Origin of the sequence: Sphingomonas elodea ATCC 31461, from assembly GCF_000226955.1 — a bacterium.
GTDB classification, from domain to species: domain Bacteria; phylum Pseudomonadota; class Alphaproteobacteria; order Sphingomonadales; family Sphingomonadaceae; genus Sphingomonas; species Sphingomonas elodea.
In genome coordinates, this window is sequence record NZ_AGFU01000027.1 from 1 (window position 1) to 16513 (window position 16513).

General features: G+C 63.5%; 9 protein-coding genes. 6 read left to right on the forward strand and 3 right to left on the reverse strand.

Features of this window, described 5'->3' with window-relative positions; all coding sequences use genetic code 11:
- Positions 1–231, forward strand: a 231-nt coding sequence (locus tag KK7_RS22885; protein ID WP_010544427.1) for a hypothetical protein, incomplete at its 5' end; no start/stop codon positions are given.
- A 419-nt stretch (positions 232–650) separates the two neighbouring features.
- Positions 651–5342, forward strand: coding sequence for a DUF3320 domain-containing protein (locus KK7_RS0109595; RefSeq protein ID WP_237709177.1), 4692 nt, complete (start codon positions 651–653; stop codon positions 5340–5342).
- Positions 5343–5436: 94 nt separating this feature from the next.
- On the opposite strand, the gene KK7_RS21530 is transcribed toward KK7_RS0109595, so the two are convergent.
- Positions 5437–6591 (reverse strand): PDDEXK family nuclease, encoded by a 1155-nt coding sequence (locus KK7_RS21530; protein ID WP_010544429.1) that lies wholly within the window; start codon positions 6589–6591, stop codon positions 5437–5439.
- A 193-nt stretch (positions 6592–6784) separates the two neighbouring features.
- On the reverse strand, positions 6785–7756 hold the full coding sequence (locus KK7_RS20465) for a hypothetical protein (RefSeq protein WP_138983943.1): 972 nt from the start codon (positions 7754–7756) through the stop codon (positions 6785–6787).
- Between the two features lie 288 nt (positions 7757–8044).
- Here KK7_RS20465 and KK7_RS0109610 point away from each other — a divergent pair, with 288 nt between their 5' ends.
- Genes KK7_RS0109610 through KK7_RS0109620 form a run of 3 tightly spaced genes read left to right on the forward strand, consistent with a single transcriptional unit; the run spans position 8045 to position 14361 of the window.
- On the forward strand, positions 8045–9613 hold the full coding sequence (locus tag KK7_RS0109610; protein WP_010544431.1) for a class I SAM-dependent DNA methyltransferase: 1569 nt from the start codon (positions 8045–8047) through the stop codon (positions 9611–9613).
- Positions 9610–10806, forward strand: a complete 1197-nt coding sequence (locus KK7_RS0109615) for a restriction endonuclease subunit S (RefSeq protein WP_029623142.1) — start codon at positions 9610–9612, stop codon at positions 10804–10806. The genes KK7_RS0109610 and KK7_RS0109615 overlap by 4 nt, the downstream gene beginning before the upstream one ends.
- A 3-nt stretch (positions 10807–10809) precedes the next feature.
- Complete coding sequence (locus KK7_RS0109620; protein ID WP_010544433.1) at positions 10810–14361, forward strand: DEAD/DEAH box helicase family protein; 3552 nt, start codon at positions 10810–10812, stop codon at positions 14359–14361.
- 922 nt (positions 14362–15283) lie between these two features.
- Here the strand turns inward: KK7_RS0109620 and KK7_RS22545 are convergent.
- Positions 15284–15577 (reverse strand): hypothetical protein, encoded by a 294-nt coding sequence (locus tag KK7_RS22545; RefSeq protein WP_010544434.1) that lies wholly within the window; start codon positions 15575–15577, stop codon positions 15284–15286.
- A 619-nt stretch (positions 15578–16196) separates the two neighbouring features.
- Between KK7_RS22545 and KK7_RS22550 the strand changes: the two genes are divergently transcribed.
- Positions 16197–16469: a hypothetical protein gene (locus KK7_RS22550; RefSeq protein ID WP_010544435.1), complete on the forward strand. Its 273-nt coding sequence runs from the start codon at positions 16197–16199 to the stop codon at positions 16467–16469.
- Positions 16470–16513 lie beyond the last annotated feature (44 nt).

Consider the following 16513-nt stretch of genomic DNA (forward strand, 5'->3'; position numbering starts at 1 on the left):
TCCAAGGATCCGCTGGTCGTCGCGTCCGACGAGGCGGCTGAAGCCCGCAAGGCGCTGGCGAACAACCCGCGGGGGCAGGTGGTGGTGCTGGAAGGGCTCAGCCACTGGTTCCAGGAAGGTGCCGTGACGGGCGGCGAGGAGGAAGTGGCAAGGCTGGGGCCGAACGCCGGTTCCCCGCGCCTGGTATCGCTCGTCGGCGACTGGCTGCAGAACGTCCTGACGGCGAAGTGATGGTGGCAGGCTGGGAACCGGGCAGGCCGCGCAGAGCAATCATCGCACATGAGGACGAGGCTCTCTCGACGCAACGTGAAACGCCGCGATTATAAATCACGGCTGACAACTTGAACCATCGCGGCATTCTCTGAGCTAGCCGATAGGGAACATGCAAAGCTGAATGCCCGGTCCTGGCAATACCTGACGTTCAACTTATAGCTAAGGAACGGCAGGAACGTCCCACATCAAGCTATCGGCCCGACGGTCGCCAACGACAATCAACGACAACAGCTGACTACAAGGCCCACTGAAGCGTCTTCCTCTCGATCTTCCCACGGCAAGACAACCAGGCCGATCTCAAAATGAGTTGCAATGCGCCACCCTGCGGGCAAAATGAAACCGGGGTGATGCCCGTTGTGCATCAGATTGGGGACTGAATGGCCAGCGTAGTGAAGGATAGGGCGCCAGAGGAGAAGTCCGGCCGTGCAACCATCATGCGGCTTTTTGACGATACCAGACGGAGACTTGTCGAGACGGGCACGCGCAACCGGCTCGTCCACGTCAACCGCAGCAACACCCGGGGCAACGTACTGAACGTCGTTAACGAGCGGTCGAATGACGTTTATGCGATCTTGTCCGGGGGCAAGGCGATGCGCTTCCTGGCCATCGGGCAGGATGTCGCCTCCGGCCAGGATGACATCCACTTCGGAGACTCAGGCGCCACAGACGCCGACGAGGGTCGCTTTACCGACGATTTCCTCGAAACGCGGCTTGGGCCGGACGCGCTTCAGAAGAAGCTGCTGAAAATCGCCCGCGAGGCGCAGACCGCCGAGGAAGAAAGCGGCGTCAACATTCTGTACCTCGCATTGGGCTTCCTCACCTGGTTCGAGGATAAGTCGTCCAGCGCGCCGCGTGAAGCGCCGCTGGTGCTGCTTCCCGTCGAACTCGTGCGCAACGCCCGCACATCGACCTATGACGTCCGCGTCCGCGAAGACGACATCATGACCAACCTGCCGCTGCAGCAGCGGCTGAAGGACGACTTCGGTATCGACCTGCCGGAGATCGACATCGACGAGGACTGGAGGCCTTCCAACTATTTCGCCGCTGTCGGAGAGACGATCGCCTCCCGCGCGCGCTGGAAGGTGGACGCCGACGGGATCCAGCTCGGCTTTTTCAGTTTCAGCAAGCAGCTGATGTATCGCGACCTGGATGTGCAGGCGTGGTCCGACGAGGCGCTGGCAGACCATCCGCTGACCCGCGGGTTGCTGTTCGAAGGCTTCGACAACGAACGACCGATGTTCAGCGGCGAGGATCGTCTGGACGATCTTCTCCCGCCCGAGCGCCTGTTTCACGTCGTCGACGCCGATGCCTCGCAGGCAAAGGTCATTGAGGAGGTCCGTTCGGGACACAATCTGGTCGTGCAGGGTCCGCCGGGCACCGGCAAGTCGCAGACCATCACCAATATCATTGCCTCGGCTGTACGCGATGGAAAGCGGGTGCTGTTCGTCGCGGAAAAGATGGCTGCGCTGTCCGTGGTGCACGATCGGCTGGTGAAGGTCGGCCTGCGCGACATCTGTCTGGAACTGCACTCGCGCACGGCGAACAAGAAGGCGGTACTGTCGGAACTGGGACGTACCATTACACAGGCGAGTACGCCTCCCGGCGAAGCCGGCGCGCCGACGGCGCTTCGGCAGTCGCGCGACCGCTTGAACGCTATCGCCACGGCGCTGCATGCCCCCATTGATTCAACCGGGGAGACGCCGTTCACAGTTCTCAGCCGACAGGCTCGATTTATTGGCCAGAACGTGCCGACGCCGACGCTGGCCGCGGACGCACTCGCGGCTATGTCTCGAGAAGTCGAGGCAGAGATCGCCGAAATCCTGACGCGCTACGGGGCGCTGCTCGCCGAAACTGGCGCCGGCGTTTCCCATCCGTTTGAGGGAACACGCAACCTCAACCTGCAGCCCGTAGAGCTCGCACGATTGCCCGTGCTGCTGAAGGAGGCAGTGGCACAGGCGGAAACCCTGGTCGCGGGGATCTCGGCACCCATATCCCACCTCAACCTCTCGCAGCCGATCATACTAGCAACGGCAGCCCCCCTCGATGATCTGCTGACCCGGCTCGAGGGCATGCCAGCGGGAACGCTGGAGATCGCGCGTGCCCTTCTTGCGGCGTCGGACTTGCCCAGGCTGCAGGCAGCCCTCGGCGACGCCGCCGCATGGCGTGCGGATCAGGACCGGCTCAGCGAACAGTTTGTAGATGCCGCGTTCACGACCCCGGTATCCCACCTCCGGGCGCCGCTTGTCGCCGGCACCCGATCCTTCTTTGCCCGACTTGGCGGCGCCTATCGTCGTGCTTCCCGGGAGCTCGCCGGCCTGCTCCGTGGTCCCATCCCGAAAGCAGCGGCCGAACGCGTCGCCTTGGTCGACGCACTCGTCGAACTCGCGTCGAAGCGGGCTTCATGGCGAGACGACGAAGCCTATTGCGCCAACGCCTTGGGCGATGCGTGGCGCGGCGAGCGCACCGACTTTCACCGCATTCTGGCGACCTGTGCGTGGTGCAGCAGGCTAGCGGAGGCCGAACTGCGCCCCGCGACGGCGGCGGCGCTGGAACTCGCCAGCAAACCGGAGACGCTGGCAGCGTTGCGGAAGCCATTGCGCGATCGGGGCGACGCGGCGCGATCCTCGCTCATCACAGCTGCAGCTTTCCTCGACTTGGACATCGCCTCGCTGGGGGCAGCCGACGTCGAGACAACCGATCTGAACACGATCGCTAGCCGCTTCGCAACGATTGCGAACGCCACCGATCGCTATGAGAGCTGGGCGCAGCTGGAACGGCATCGGCGGCGTCTTGAAGCGCTGGGCGTCGCAGAACTCGCGGAACGCATGCGGGCGGGCAGCCTGGACGGCCCTTCCGCCGTTGTGGAGCTGCAATTTGCCCGCGCCGAGCGTCTCTGGCAGATCGCCATGGAACGCCACGAAATTCTACGCGACCTGCGGATGGAGGAGCGTCACGCCCTCGCCACGCGCTTCGCCCAGCTGGAGCGCGAGCGACTGAAGGATAACGTAACCGACATACTCGCCGCGCATCTGGCCCAAGTGCCTCAGGGCGCGCAGGGCGAAATGGGGGTTATCCGAAGCGAACTTGCCAAGAAGAAGCGCCATCTGCCGATCCGGAAGCTCTTCGAACGCGCAGGAACCGCCATTCAGCGGATCAAGCCGGTGCTGCTCATGAGCCCGATCTCCGTGGCGCAGTTCCTCCCGCCGAACACCCTCTCCTTCGATCTGCTCGTGATCGACGAGGCGAGCCAGGTCCGGCCTGAAGACGCCCTGGGCGCAATCGCCCGCGCACAGCAGATCGTCGTCGTCGGCGACCAGAAGCAGCTTCCCCCCTCGTCATTCTTCGACCGCCTCAGCGCGGATCCGGAAGAGGATGAGGATGCCGAAGAGCAGGAACTGCTCGGCGGGGCAGCAAAGCTCGCCGAAATGGAGAGCGTATTGACGCTATGCGAGGCGCGCGGCCTTGGTTCGCGGATGCTGCAATGGCACTACCGCTCGCGCGACCCGTCCCTGATCCAGGTCTCCAATCGCGAGTTCTACGAGGACAAGCTGATCCTGCCGCCCTCGCCGCTGCAGCAGGACCCATCGTTCGGTCTGTGCTTCACGCGGGTGGACGGCGCCTATGACAAGGGCGGCAAGCGCGACAATCGCAAGGAAGGTGAGGCCATTGTCGCGCGTGTCGCCGAGCATGCGCGCCAGCACCCGACCCTGTCGCTCGGGATCGTCACTTTCTCGTTCGCCCAACGCAACCTGATCACCGAATTGCTTGAACTGGCCCGGCGCAGCGATGCGAAGCTCGATGCCTTCCTCCGGGAAGGTCAAGCCGAAGATGTCTTCGTCAAAAACATCGAGAATGTGCAGGGGGATGAGCGCGACGTGATCCTGGTGAGCGTCGGCTATGGCCCCACCACGCCTGGCGGCCGGCTGACGAGCATGTCGTTCGGCCCGGTCAACGGCGAAGGCGGCGAGCGGCGGCTGAACGTGCTGTTCACGCGCGCCCGCATCCGTTGTGAGGTATGCGCGTCGTTCGATCCTGGCGACATCGACGTCAGCCGGACCGCCGGCGAAGGTCCCCGGATCCTCAAGCGCTACCTGGAGTTTGCGAAAAACGGACAGCTGGAAGAGCACGCGCCGACTGGCCTCGACGCGGACAGCCCCTTCGAAGAGGATGTCGCCGACATCATCCGCAACTATGGTTTCATCGCCGATCCGCAAGTCGGCTCGGCGGGCTTTCGCATCGATCTTGGCGTGCGTCACCCGGACAAGCCCGGCACGTACATCCTCGCCGTTGAATGCGACGGCGCGACCTATCACAGCGCGCTTTGGGCCCGCGAGCGCGATCGCCTTCGCCAGGATGTGCTCGAACATCTCGGCTGGCGCTTCCATCGCATCTGGAGCACCGACTGGTTCTACAATCGAGCAGCGGAAATCGAGCGGCTTCGTCAGGCGCTGATCGCCGCGAAGGACGCAGCAGAACAAGGGATCCGCATCGACGGTGCCAATCGGACGCGCCCCGCACCTGCTGCTGCCGTAGAGGAGCAAACACCCGTCTTCGAGATCCCCGCCGCGGTGGAACGGCAGATGCCAGCCTATGAGCGCGCAGTCTTCCCGACCCGCAGCGACCAAGAGCCGCATGAAGTCAGCGTCACCATCCTCGCGGATCTTTCGTGGCGGATCGTCGAGAAGGAAGGTCCGATTCACTTGGAGGAGGTCGCCCGCCGGATCGCGGCGTGCTTTGGCAAGGAGAAGGCGGGATCCCGCATCGTCACCGCAACCAAGGCCGCTCTTGCCAAGGCGCAGAGAAAGCAGGCTGATCTTCTGTCTGATGGGACGTTCTGGTTTACCCGGGCGCAGTCCGAATCGCCGCCGGTCCGCGACAGGTCCAACGAATCGGGCGCAACCACCAAATGCGCGAACATCTCCATGCTGGAGATTCAGGCGGCCCTGGAGCTCGCACGCCAGGATAATGCAGGCGGCAGCGATACCGACCTGATCAGGACGGCCGCGCGGCTAATGGGGTTCAAACGGGTAGGGTCTGATCTGCAGGCTCGGATCGCGGAAGGGATGTGAGGCAGGAAGTTGCCGCCTGAGGTTTGCACAACAGGTAAAAGCGGCATCGCATCTGCCCCTCTAGCGTCCTGTTCGACAGCAGCCGGATGGGGAATTATTGCGCCGGCTGGCTGGCTCTCTCGGCGGCGAGACCTGTGACGCATGCCCCAGCCACTGCTTGAAGGTGAATGAGGAAGTCTCGAACACCGTCACGGACCAGCGGGTCGTTCAACCTCGTTGCTTCGAACGAGGGGTAGCCTTTCAGGTTCGACGTTCGCAGCGGACCGACAATCTTCGCAAGCTGATCGTACAGTGCCTGCCGGACCGCCTCATCCGCGAACGCTGGGCGGCTCAGCAGATAGGCGAGGCAGAGCGAGACAAGACCTCCTGCCTGCGGCGCGAGCGTCATCGGATAAAGCGTGTCCCCCGCTACGTCGAAAACGGCGATCATCGATGCCTGCGGACGCGTGATCTCGACATGCCCACCAGCCTCCGCAACAAGCTGCCGAAAGGCATGCGAAGCCTGCACGACCTTCGAGCCGAGCGGCGCCAGACGTGTCTCAACCCATTCGTCTTGGCTGATCCGCGGAAGCGCCGATCTCGCGGCCTTCTCCGTCTGCGCGCGCTGCGTTTCGCCGATCACCCGTGGCGTCAGCGCGGTCACACCATCGTCGCTTTCAAACCAACTTAGCTCGACGGCACGGACATCGGCGCGCATCTGCTCGTTCAGGAACTCGACAATCCGGGCGAGTTCCGCCGGGATCGTATCCGCCACAAAGACCATCTTGATGCGGCCCGCAGCGAAGTTTGCGTCCACTTGTTCCCAGAATTGCCGCGGGTCAGTGCCTTCACCAAGAAAGGCGAGCAGTTCCACATCGGCGTCCTTGTCCTGCGCCGCCATGGTTGCAGCAAAGCTCTCCGCAATCCTGCCGCCCTGCCAATAGGCCGTCCCATTGGCTGCGTAATCGAGCATCTGCCCGATGACTTCGCGACGTAGACGTGTGTCGACCGCCCGCTTCAGCTCGACGAGGACCGGAATGCCGGTGCGCGTGACGAACAGATGATCGAGCGACCAACGGCCAGCACCATCCTCGCGATCAGCAATGGGTTGCTCACGCCGGACCAGCAACAGCGCACCATCACCATCCGCGATGAGTTCCGGATGGGTGGCGACCAGACGTTGCATGAAGTCTTCGCTGCGAGGCTCCGAAGGGCGCATAGCGGTCAACTGCCCTGCACCATCGACCGTGTAGATAATGCTGCGTGTCATCCCTTCTCCTGCTCCTTGCGGCTCGCCTTTTCATAGGCTTGAATGGGGCGTCGCGCACAATGCAAACGCAACAGGCGGCAGGATACCCGTCGTCCAGAACGGGAGCCACTTCTCAAGCTGCGGTCTGACCGCAGCTAGCCCGATACGGGGCGACGGAAAACGTGGTCGCCCTACGGCGACCACGTCCTACCCCTTAACCCTGGCCCGAGCCGGCATCAGCGCGGGCAATCCGGCGCTGATGGCGCTCCAGTGCGATCAGCAGGAACAGGAACATCAGCACGACGAACGCGCCCACGATCCGTATGGCCGTCCAAAGACGTTCGGAACCGTTGGCATTGTCCTGCTGGATCTCCACGCGCGCCTTCTGCGCCTGCGCAGCATTGGCCTCGCGGCGCTCGATCAGCGTGTCGACGAACTTCTGATGATAGGCGCGGAACAGGTCCGCCGGATAGACGATGCCGTCCGGCAGCCGCGTCTCGGTGACCGTGCGGCTTACCGGCACCTCACGCGTCGACCAGCTGATGCAGCTGTCGATGTAATAGCCGTAATAGCTGCAGTAGCGTTCCGTCTTCATCTCGGTGACGGTGCGGGCGACCTGCACCTTCTTTGCCCGACGATAGGCCTGCAACCGATCCTTGGTCACCTTCAGATCGGCAGCACCGGTCACCGCCTTGAGCAGCGCCTCCAGATCCCCCTTGTCCTGCGCGAAGTCCAGGTCGCCACGCTCGATGGCGGTCAGCCGCCCATCCATGTCCACGAACAACGACGTGAACTCCTGATCCGTCAGTTTCGCGTCGTCCGGCTGCTGGAAGGGCTCGAACTTGCTCCGGTACAGCGCCAGATAGCGCTTGGCGAACCCCTGGTAGAAGCTGCGCTGCTGCCGCATCGGATCCGCCGCCTGCTTGGCCTTCGCCTCCTGTGCCTTCAGATCGACACTGGCGACATCCTCCGCGCTCACGCTCGCAACCGCTTCCTTGACCGACTTCACGTCGCGCGAGACCTTGTAGAGCCCGCTCACGCCCAGCCACGCGGCATAGGCCAGCAACAGCGTCGCGATCAGCAGTGCGCCCGCGCGCAGCACTGCCAGATAGACGTTCTCCATCCGATCGAGCATCGCGGCAAAGCCCCCGCGCACCGCGGGTTTCGGTTCCACTTGTTCCATCATTTCCCCCTGCATTCCTGCACCAGGCGCGGCATTGCGCCGGCTCCCCTCCGCGCAGCGCCCAGGCCCCTGCGCCGCGCGTGCGGGGAACCGGAAAGCCAATGCTTTCCTGAGCTTGTTCGGCTAGCACAGGCATTACCCATTTCAAGACATATTGTTGGCAAGCCGGAACGAACCCGGACCCCGCCACGCACCCCCTTGCACCACATCCGATCCTGCGCGAGCAGGGACACCAGCATCCGGCCGCCGCCCTCCCGGCGCGCGGCACCCATCACGGGAGACCCCATTTCCATGCTGACCGGCGAAATCCGCGGCCAGATCGACAAGCTTCGCGACGCGCTCTGGTCCGGCGGCGTATCCAATCCGCTTACCGGCGTCGAACAGATCACCTACCTCCTCTTCGCCCGCCGCATCGACGAGATGCAGACGCTGGAGGAGAACAAGGCGCAGGCACTGAAGAAGCAGGGCTATGTCGCCCGGCGCATCTTCCCGGAAGGCAAGGACGGGCTCGACACCCCCCAGTTCCGCGACGGCGGCTGTCCCTATGAACTGATGCGCTGGTCGCGCTTCAGGAACCAGCCGCCGGAGCGGATGTACGAGATCGTCGCCGATCACGTCATGCCCTTCCTGCGCACGCTGGGCGGATCGGAAGGCGTGATGGCCAGCCACATGAAGGGCGCCCGCCTCGCCTTCACCAAGCCCGCCTTGCTCGACAAGCTGGTCCAGGGCCTGGACGCGATCCCCATGCAGGATCGCGACACCAAGGGCGACGTGTACGAATACCTCCTCTCGATGATCTCCAGCGCGGGCGAGAACGGCCAGTTCCGCACGCCGCGCCACATCATCGACCTGATCGTGCGACTGATGAACCCCGGCCCGGAGGACACGGTGTGCGACCCCGCCTGCGGCACCGCCGGCTTCCTGATGATGGCGGCCGAGCATGTCCGCCGCGAGCATCCGGGGCTGTTCTACGATGCCGCCTCGCGCGCGCATTTCGAGACGCGCGCCTTCACCGGCTATGACTTCGACGAGACGATGCTGCGCATCGGCGCGATGAACATGATGCTGCACGGCGTGGAGGCGCCGCGCATCCTCTACCGCGACAGCCTGGCCGAAGGCGGCGGCGACGATGCCGGCCAGTACAGCATGATCCTGGCCAACCCGCCCTTCGCCGGCAGCCTGGACAACGAAACCGCGTCGAAGGACCTGCTCAAGACGGTCAACACCAGGAAGACCGAGCTGCTGTTCCTCGCTTTGTTCCTGCGGATGCTCTCCACCGGCGGCCGCGCCGCGGTGATCGTGCCGGACGGGGTGCTGTTCGGATCGTCCAAGGCGCACAAGGGCCTGCGCGAGACGCTGGTGGAGCAGCACCGGCTGGAGGCGGTGATCTCGCTCCCCTCGGGCGTGTTCCGCCCCTATGCCGGCGTCTCCACCGCGATCCTGATCTTCACCAAGACCGGGCGCGGCGGCACCGACCGGGTATGGTATTACGACATGACCGCCGATGGCTGGAGCCTGGACGACAAGCGCAACCCGCTGCTGCCCGAGGACCTGCTCGGCCCCGCCCCCGCCCGCGCACTGACCGCGGAGGAGCAGGCAAAGAACAACCTGCCCGATCTGCTCGCCCGCTGGGCCGACCGCGACGGCGGCGAACGCGCCAACCCGCGCACCGCGCAGAGCTTCTGCGTGTCGCGCGAGGACATTGCGGCGGCGGGCTATGACCTGTCGATCAATCGCTACAAGGAAGTGGTGCACGCCGAGGTGGAGCACGCCGCGCCGCAGGACATTCTGCGGGAGTTGCGCGCGCTGGAGACGGAGATTGCCCAAGGGTTGACGGCGCTTGAGGGGATGCTGGCATGAGCTGGCCAATGGTTGCCCTTGGAGAGATTTTTGAAATTTCTCGAGGCGGCTCCCCTCGTCCGATCGAGAAGTATTTGACTGACTCTCCGAGCGGCCTAAATTGGATTTCCATCTCCGATGCCACCCGATCAGACAAGATCATCAAAAAAGCAGAACGTCGAATAAAACCGGAAGGCCTATCGAAGAGTAGATGGGTTGAACCCGGGGATTTCCTACTGTCAAACTCGATGAGCTTCGGACGCCCCTACATCATGGGTACGACGGGCTGCATTCACGACGGCTGGCTAGTACTTAAGCCACTTAACGAGGCTGTCGACCCGAACTACCTTTATCACATTCTCGGCTCTGCGCCGCTTTTAGCACAGTTCACGAAGCGAGCTACAGGGACCACCGTTAAGAACTTGAACACTCAAATTGTCGCGGAAACCGAAATCCCCCTCCCACCCCTGCCGGAGCAGCGGCGGATTGCGGCGATCCTGGATCAGGCGGACGAACTGCGCCGCCTGCGCCGCCAATCCCTCTCCCGCCTCTCCGACCTCGGGCAGGCGATCTTCTTCGAGATGTTCGGCGACCCAGTCACCAACCCGCACGGCTGGGCCAAGGTGCCATTGACGCGGTGCGTTGCACAAGCTGATGACATCCGATGCGGCCCGTTTGGGACTCAACTTTTGAGGGAAGAGTTCGCTGAAACCGGGGTTCCGCTATGGGGCATCAAGCAGGTCAATCGCGGGTTTTCCATCCCGACACATGAATTTTTGTCGGAGACGAAAGCTCGCATGCTCTCCAACTACGACATTCATCCGGGCGACATCGTGATGACGCGGAAAGGTACAATCGGGAACTGCGCCGTCTACCCCGAGGGATTCCCCCCCGGAATAATGCACTCCGATTTGCTGCGCGTTAGGCTGGATCTCAGTAAATGCACCCCAGCCTTTCTTTCGGATCAGCTACATTGGAGCGCAGACGTAGAGCACCAGATTGATTTGATTAGCGGCGGAGCAATCATGAAAGGAATCAATGTCGGCAAGCTCAAGCAAATCGAGGTGCTGTTGCCACCCTTGGAAGTGCAGACCGCATATGTCAGAAGAGTGCGAACAGTGCGCGCAAAGCAACGCCTTATGCAGGACCATATGGCCGCTATAGATTCCCTCTTCGCCTCCCTCCAGCATCGCGCCTTTCGCGGGGAACTCTAAGCCATGACCACCGAACCGGGCGGCCGCAAGACGCTCACGCTCGCCCCCGGCGCCCGCCCCCGTGCGGCCGCGCCGGCCCCGGCCACCCAGTTCGGTTTCCTCGCCCCCTTCCCCTTCCTCGCCGATCATGTCGCGATGGCGGAGCGGCAGGCGCTGGCCGATCCGCGCGGCGCGGCGGTGCATTGCCGGCTCGCGGTCGAGGCGATGGTGCGCTGGCTGTTCGATCATGATGCCGATCTCAAGCGCCCCTATGGCGACCATCTCGCTGCCTTGATTGCTGAACCGAGCTTCTTCCGGCTTGTCGGGCCGACGGTGAACAGCAAGATCGACATCCTTCGCCGGATCGGCAACGCCGCAGCGCATCCCGGCAAGTTCGCTGCCAGCCAGGGGCCCGCCGCGGTGCGCCAGCTGTTCGACATCAGCTTCTGGTTCGCCTCCCGCTATTCGGACGATCCGCCGCCGGTAACGCTTGCCTTCTCCGCCGATCTGCTGCCGCGGGAATCCCCCGGTGCGCAGACCAGTCCCGAGCAGGTGCGGCGCTTGGAAGAGGAAACGGAGCGCGCACGCGCGGCGTTGGACGAAGCGCGCCGTGAGCAAATGGCTGATGCAGCGGCGCGCGAGGCGCTGAAGGCCGAGATTGCGCGGCTGCAAGTCGAAGTGACTGCCCAGCGGCGCGCCAATGAGGACCGGGATGCCGGCTATGATTACAGCGAGGCCGCTACTCGCGAACTGAAGATCGACGTGCTGCTGCGCGAAGCCGGCTGGCCGCTCGCCGATGCGCGCGACACCGAGTTCCCCGTCCATGGCATGCCCAATGCCCGCAGCGCGGACGGCAAGGGCAATGGCTTTGTCGATTATGTGCTGTGGGGGGCGGACGGCAGGCCGCTGGCGGTGATCGAGGCCAAGCGCGCCCGCAACAGCCCGCTGGAGGGGCAGCAACAGGCCAAGCTCTATGCCGATTGCCTGGAGGCGCAGTTCGGCCAGCGCCCGGTGATCTATTACACCAACGGCTATGACCATTGGCTGTGGGACGATCTGCGCTATCCGCCGCGCCCGGTCGCCGGTTTCCGCACCCGCGAAGAGCTGGAGCTGATCGTCCAGCGGCGCGAGACCCGGCTGCCGCTCGCCGACGTGCCGACCAGGCGCGCCATCGCCGGCGCCGGGCGGCGCACCTATCAGGAAAAGGCGATCCGCGCCGTCTGCCACCGCTTCGAGGAAGCATCGCGCGGCGGCGAGAACCACCGCAAGGCGCTGCTGGTGATGGCCACGGGCTCGGGCAAGACGCGCGTGGCGATCGCGCTGTCCGACGTGCTGATGCGCGCCAACTGGGCCAAGCGCATCCTGTTCCTCGCCGATCGGCAGCAGCTGGTGAAGCAGGCGACGGGCAATTTCCGCAAATATCTGCCCGATTGCTCGCCGGTGAACCTGCTGCAGACGCCGGGCAACGACGGGCGCGTCTATCTCTCCACCTATCCGACGATGATGAACCTGATCGAGCGGGGACGGCAGGACGGCACCCAGCGCTTCGGCCCCGGCTATTTCGATCTGGTGATCATCGATGAGGCGCACCGATCGGTCTATCGCAAGTACAAGGCGATCTTCGACTGGTTCGACGCGCCGCTGCTCGGCCTGACCGCGACGCCCAAATCGGACATCGACACCAACACCTGGGCGCTGTTCGAGCTCGAGGACGGCGTGCCCACCGACGCCTATGAACTGGCGCAGGGGGTGACCGACGGCTTCCTGGTGCCGCCGCGCGCGATCGACGTGCCGCTGCGCTATCCGCGCGACGGCATCCGCTATGACGATCTGACCGACGCCGAAAAGGACGAGTGGGACGCGCTCGACTGGGGCGAGGCTGGGCCGCCGGACGAGGTCGAGGCCTCGGCAGTCAACGACTGGCTGTTCAACATCAACACCGTCGACCAGATGCTGAAACAGCTGATGGAGGACGGGCTGAAGGTCGCCGGCGGGGACCGGCTGGGCAAGACGATCATCTTCGCCAAGAACCACCGCCATGCCGAGTTCATTGTTGAGCGCTTCAACGCCAACTATCCGGCGATGCTCAACTTCTGCCGACTGATCGACAATCAGGTGAGTTATGCCCATAGCCTGATCGACGAGTTCGAGAACCCGGACAAGGTGCCGCACATCGCGGTGTCGGTCGACATGCTCGATACCGGTATCGACATTCCCGACGTGCTCAACCTGGTGTTCTTCAAGATCGTCCGCTCGAAATCGAAATTCTGGCAGATGATCGGGCGCGGCACCCGGCTGCGCGAGGGGATCTTCGTCGACGCCGATGGCCAGCGGACGGACAAGGAATATTTCTACGTCTTCGATTATCTCGGCAATCTCGACTATTTCAACGCGCAGATGGACGGGGCCGAGGCGCGCGCCGCGGTGCCGCTGGGCGAGCGACTGTTCGCCGCAAGGGTCGATCTCGTCGGGCTGATGCAGCCGCCGCGCGAAGGCGTGCGCGCGCCGGTCGACGGCTTCCGTGGCGAGGAAGATAACGTGGCGGCCGAGCCGGGGCTGTACGAGGGTGCGCGCGAGCAGCTTCGCCAGGAAGTGGCGGGCATGCCGCTCGACAATTTCATCGTCCGGGCCAAGCGCCGCTATGTGGAGAAGTTCCAGGATCGCGGGGCCTGGACGCATCTGGGTGAGGAGGATCGCCACGAGCTGGTCGAGCATGTCGCCGGGCTGCCGACCAGCGTGACCGACCCGGACGTGGATGCCAAGCGCTTCGACCTGCTGTGCCTGCGCATCCAGCTGGCGATGCTGCGGAACGCCAGCTTCGCGCCGCTGCGCCGGGCGTTCGTCGATCAGGTCCATGCGCTGGAGGCCAAGGCCGCGGTGCCGGACGTCGCGCGGCAGATGGAACTGATCCTCGAGATCCAGACCGACGAATGGTGGACCGACGCGACGCCGGAGATGGTGGAAGTTGCCCGGCGGCGGCTGCGCGGGCTGATGAACCTGATCGAGCCGGGCAAGCAGGTGATCGTCACCACCAACCTCGCCGACGCGATGGGAGTGAAGCGCGAGGTGACCCTGGCCGATCTCGGCGGCGCCTCGTCGCTCGCCCAGTTCCGGCGAAAGGCCCGCGCCTACATCGACGCCCATGCCGACCACGTCACCCTCGCGCGCCTTCGCCAGGGTCGGCCGCTGACCCCAACCGACTTGGAAGAGCTGCAGAAGCTGTTGGTGGAAGCCGGTGTCGCCGAAGGCAGCGAGTTCGATCAGGTGCGCCAGCTACCCGATTTCCCGGATTTCATTCGCTCGCTGGTCGGACTTGATCGCCGGGCAGCGCAGGCGGCATTCAACGAGGCGCTGGCCGGCAGGACGCTCTCCCCGCGCCAGCTCGATTTCGTCGAGCGCATCATCGACTATCTTACAGTGTCGGGGACGATGGAGGCTGCAGCGCTCTACGAACCGCCCTTCACCGACAACGCGCCGAACGGCCCGAGCGACCTTTTTGACGGGGCGACGATCGGACGGATTGTCGACACGCTCGAGGCGTTCGAACCGAGGCTGGACGTGACCGCTACAGGCTGATCGCTTCGCCTCGCGTGCCATGGGCGGCGCGTCGTGGCGAGGTATCTACCCCAGGCATGGCGAGATCGTGCTTAGGCCGTCAGTCCCGCAGCTTGTTCAGCGTGTTGTCGTAGTCCTTGTTGATCTTCCCACGCAATTCGGCTCGATCCAGATCTGGACGCGGACGGGGCCGCCTATCCTGCGTCTCGGACGCGCCAGATTTTTTGTCTATCGTCATATAACGCTCCCAAGCGAGCCTATTGAACCAAAACAGATTACCGCAGCATCCAAACCCAGACTTGTTCCGCCGGAGGATGGCTCCGAGCATCGTGCCACCGGCGGATAGAGAGCATCCGGATAGAGGTTCCGTGGCTTCCCTAGGACTTCCACTCCGACCCAGACTGAGCCAACATGTCAGCGCGACGTTGGGCAACGAGCTCGTCGGGGTCACTTAGCCCTCCACTACGCTCCTTCAGCTCAGTCGCGATGACGGCTTAGCTTCCCAGCGCGCGAAATGTTTTCTCATATCGTGCAGCAATGTCGCGGTTGAGCTGTGCGCTATCCAAGTTTTGGCGCGGGCGCGCTCGCAAGACCCGACCCTTGCTCTTGGGAACCTCGGAACCGTCTGTCATCGACTTCCCCCTCGAATGCTCGCACCGTTGAACCGTATCATTGGACGGGAGGGGACGGCAAGGCCGCCACTCACCCGGGCGCCGGACATGCGGCAGGTGTTTGACCGTGCCCCTCAGGTTGCACTTGGAGAGCCCATGAATGATCGTTGTCCGCACGAAGCAGGAAAGTTGCATGTGCAACTTCATGGATTCTGAACCCGTTGGATTATGTCAGTAATGCCAAGCGCCTGGCCAATCGCTCGTGGATGGCCAGACGCGGCTAATGCAAAGAATGTGAGGCTTGGGGGCATTCGAGCCATCAGCCCCGGAGGTCAGAACTCCAGTCGCTGCCAACCCTCCTGGTAGTCGTAGAAGATTCGCCCTTCCCTGCGCTCCTTCAACAGCGACCACGTCGATTGCGACGCTTGCGGGGAATGACAGATCCAACCGGTAGTGACGTTCCACACCGCCACCATTTCCCCGGCATGCACCTCGTCCTGCGGCTCGATCGCAAGCTCCAATGCTCGCTTCAGCGAGGCAGCCACAACCGTTCGGGTGTGCCCCGTTCCCGGTACTGCGACCTGATACAGCCCAAAGCTTGCCTTAGCGCGTTCTGCTTCCGTCATGTGCTTGATCTCCTGTCACACCATGGTTGGTGAAGAGATCATTCGCGCATTGCGCACTGGCAGTCGGGTGGCTTCCACCTGCCCCAAAAACACGCAACTTTTCGCCAACTTCACGCAACCAACGGTCAGCCCGTATGAGCTCGAGAACTCACGCTGGCCTGCTTCGCTGAAGCGGTGGCCCATGGTGCCAGATTCTCGGGGCTCGGTATCGCGCAAATACCGGAGAAACTCGCGCGGCAACGTGCGCCAATGGTTGATGATAGAGCTTGCTCCGGAGGCGATACGTCGATGCGACGGGCGAGTGGCGTGTCACGACATCCGGAGGAAACTGCACGAGCGCAGACTCCCCCTCCGTAATGAGGCGCCAAAGCCGCTGAGCCTCTTGGTTCAGCTCGCGGTTCATAGACAGTCGGTTTGGCGGCAACAGCGTGGATCCCAGGTGCGCGTTCTTGAAAGCGTAGGAAATCCAGTCCGCGTTGTCGAAGGGACACCGAACGCAGTCGCACCAGACTTTCCGCGCCTGCGATTTACCCTTGTAAGTCACGGGACGCCCCTCGAGACCAGCGGCGGCGCGAAGCACCTCGCGGGTCTCGCCAATGTCAAAAATGAGGTCCGTGTGATGAGTCCCAAGCTCGAGTTCCAGCCTACCGCGAACGATGCGCTCGCGAAAGCGATCATCCTCCCGCTTCACAAGCGATCGCACCTCGATGATCCCATGGACGTGCGGCGCGGTATGCGACTTCCCGGACCTCGTCCTGTTCTCGATCACGAAGAGGAACCACGGCACAAATCGGTGTCGACGGCGGAAGGAACGTTCGATCCGATTACGGATGAAGCTCTTTACGCAATCACCTCGCGCGCGAACCTCCTCAAGCAGTTCATCATGCAGTGATAGCGTGAAAGCCACACAGTCCCTGCTCTGCAGGACCAAGCCCG